Source organism: Shewanella profunda (genome assembly GCF_023283765.1).
Taxonomy (GTDB): Bacteria; Pseudomonadota; Gammaproteobacteria; order Enterobacterales; family Shewanellaceae; genus Shewanella; species Shewanella profunda.
In genome coordinates, this window is the sequence record NZ_JAKILG010000094.1 from 1 (window position 1) to 2,370 (window position 2,370).

Annotated in this window: 3 protein-coding genes; all 3 read left to right on the top strand. The window is 44.2% G+C overall.

Going from position 1 to position 2,370, the window contains the following annotated elements; genetic code table 11:
- Positions 1–82 precede the first annotated feature (82 nt).
- The 3 genes from L2744_RS21280 (at position 83) to L2744_RS21290 (ending at position 2,348) form a co-directional block, all read left to right on the top strand.
- The gene (locus L2744_RS21280) at positions 83–418 is read left to right on the top strand and encodes a hypothetical protein (RefSeq protein ID WP_014611559.1); all 336 of its coding nucleotides are present in this window, start codon (positions 83–85) and stop codon (positions 416–418) included.
- Positions 415–765 (top strand): IS66 family insertion sequence element accessory protein TnpB, encoded by a 351-nt coding sequence (gene tnpB, locus L2744_RS21285; protein WP_011790089.1) that lies wholly within the window; start codon positions 415–417, stop codon positions 763–765. Before L2744_RS21280 ends, tnpB begins: the two co-directional genes overlap by 4 nt.
- 80 nt (positions 766–845) lie before the next feature.
- A complete protein-coding gene (locus L2744_RS21290; RefSeq protein WP_011790088.1) occupies positions 846–2,348 on the top strand; it encodes an IS66-like element ISShes9 family transposase in 1,503 nt (500 codons plus the stop codon).
- Positions 2,349–2,370 lie beyond the last annotated feature (22 nt).

A 2,370-nucleotide genomic window follows, 5' to 3' on the forward strand; every position in this document is an offset into this window, starting at 1 on the left:
GTAACCGTCTAGCGAACCACACCTCGCATCATTAATCTGCCTATTTGAAAATACCTGCTCAATGATAAATTTGGAGCAGGTGATGAAAACATACAGAACAACTACTCAGTGGCAGATGCTACTTCAACAACGCGGCTCGTTTAGTGGCACTAATGTTGAATTCTGCCAACATCATAATGTCTCGATTACCACTTATTATAAACAACGTGCTTTACAGGCTGAGAACCAGCAAAAAATAACCTTACCAACGCGCGCTACATCATCACGCTTTATTCAACTAAAACAAACCACCACTGACGTCTGCGAGCACACTCATCAAAATACACTGCAGTTTGATACCCGCACCGGCCAACTCACCCTACCTGCAGATTTAGCAACGACCGATATCGTTGCCATTATTAAAGGGCTAATGGCATGAAGATGTTTGTTGATGTGCCCACCGTTTATGTATGTGCCGATGTGGTCGATTTTCGAAAATCGATTAATGGGTTAGCCGCCTTAGTGGAAGCAGAGCTTGAACTCCCAGTGCTCAGTGGTGCGCTATTTGTCTTTTGTAATAAAGGCCGTGACAAACTCAAATTGCTTTATTGGGATAATACCGGCTTTGCGCTGTGGTATAAGCGATTAGATAAGCATAAGTTCAAATGGCCCAAACTCATGTCACCCACCATGACATTAACCGAGCAACAATTACACTGGTTATTGTCGGGTTATGATGTCATTGGCCACAGTAAAATTGATATAGCAGGTAAGCAATTACTTTAATATTTGCGATCGATTGATGATCATCAAAGGATGTTCATTTAGCACTGGAAACCCGCTGGTGACGCCTTAAAATAGGCGTCATGAAAAATGTACTTGCCCTTCAACAGCGCATTGCTGAACTGGAAAAACTGCTCGAAAATGAGCGGCAATTATCTTTACAAAAAGATGCGCAAATAGCTGCGCTAGAAGAACGCTGGCGCCTGGCCCAACAAAAACAATTTGGCAAAAGTGCTGAAGGCTTTGTAGGGCAAGGCGAGTTATTCAATGAAGTAGAAGAGATTGTTGAAGCCGTTGAGGCTGAGCAACAATCCATTAGCTATACCCGCAAAAAACCGGTGCGTAAGCCACTGCCAAAAGACTTACCCCGTGAGCAAGTTATCCACGACATTGAAGATAAAACCTGTGATTGCTGTGGCGGTGAGCTACATAAAATGGGTGAAGATAAGTCAGAAAAGCTTGAGTTTATCCCAGCGCAAATAAAAGTCATTGAGCACATTCGGCCTAAATACGCGTGCCGTCACTGTGATAAATCCTCGACGAATACGCCAATAAAACAAGCACCAATGCCTGCAATGCCGATTAATAAAGGTATCGCGACGAGCAGTTTGCTCAGTCAGCTTATCACCAGTAAATACCAATACGGGTTACCGCTTTATCGCCAGGAAGCGATGTTCAAGCAATACGGTATTGAGCTCAGTCGCCAGACCATGAGCAGCTGGATAGACAAATCCGCCGCACTCTTCGCGCCACTAGTTGAGCGACTTAAAGCCGAGCTGTTAAAGCAGCCCACGCTGTTTGCCGATGAAACGCCATTAAAGGTGGTGAAATCCGATAAAGTGAACAGCTACATGTGGGTGTATTGCTCAGGTCGAGATTCACCAGACCCGAATAATCCTATCCCTAATATCGTGCTTTACGATTTTCACAATAGTCGCGCGGCCGCGTGCGTGGTTAATTATCTTGATGGATATCAAGGGTACTTGCACGTAGATGGTTATCAAGCTTATGAAAAAACACAGGCAACCTTAACTGGCTGCTGGGCGCATGCGCGTCGTAAATTTATTGAAGCCAAAAAGCTGCAAGGTAAAAATAAAACCGGCAAAGCGGATGTGGTATTGAGCCTTATCCAAAAACTGTACGGCGTTGAGTCACGCGTTAAAGATAAAAGTGCGGATGATAAATACACGACAAGACAAGCAGTCAGTGTGTCTATACTGGACAAGCTAAAAGCATGGCTTGAGCAAAACCAACCGAATTTAGTGGGTAATACCAAACTGATAGAGGCGGCTAATTACCTGGCTAATCAATGGCACAAACTTATTCGTTATGTTGATGATGGCAGATTGAGTATTGATAATAATCGTGCAGAGCGAGCGGTAAAACCGTTTGTGATTGGTCGAAAAAATTGGTTATTCAGTCAGACAGCTAATGGGGCTCATGCCAGTGCCACGCTTTACAGCATTGTGGAAACCGCAAAGGTTAATGGCTTAGTGCCATTTGATTACATCATGGCTTGCCTTAATGAACTGTGCCAACCAGCACCGGATATAGACAGCCTGTTACCATGGAATTTTAAAAGATAGGTGTAGTTGCCCGGACGCTTAC

Bases quoted from the DNA above. Each gene is read 5' to 3' on its own strand.
- L2744_RS21280 (WP_014611559.1), top strand. From the start codon at position 83: ATGAAAACATACAGAACAACTACTCAGTGGCAGATGCTACTTCAACAA.
- tnpB (WP_011790089.1), top strand. From the start codon at position 415: ATGAAGATGTTTGTTGATGTGCCCACCGTTTATGTATGTGCCGATGTG.
- L2744_RS21290 (WP_011790088.1), top strand. From the start codon at position 846: ATGAAAAATGTACTTGCCCTTCAACAGCGCATTGCTGAACTGGAAAAA.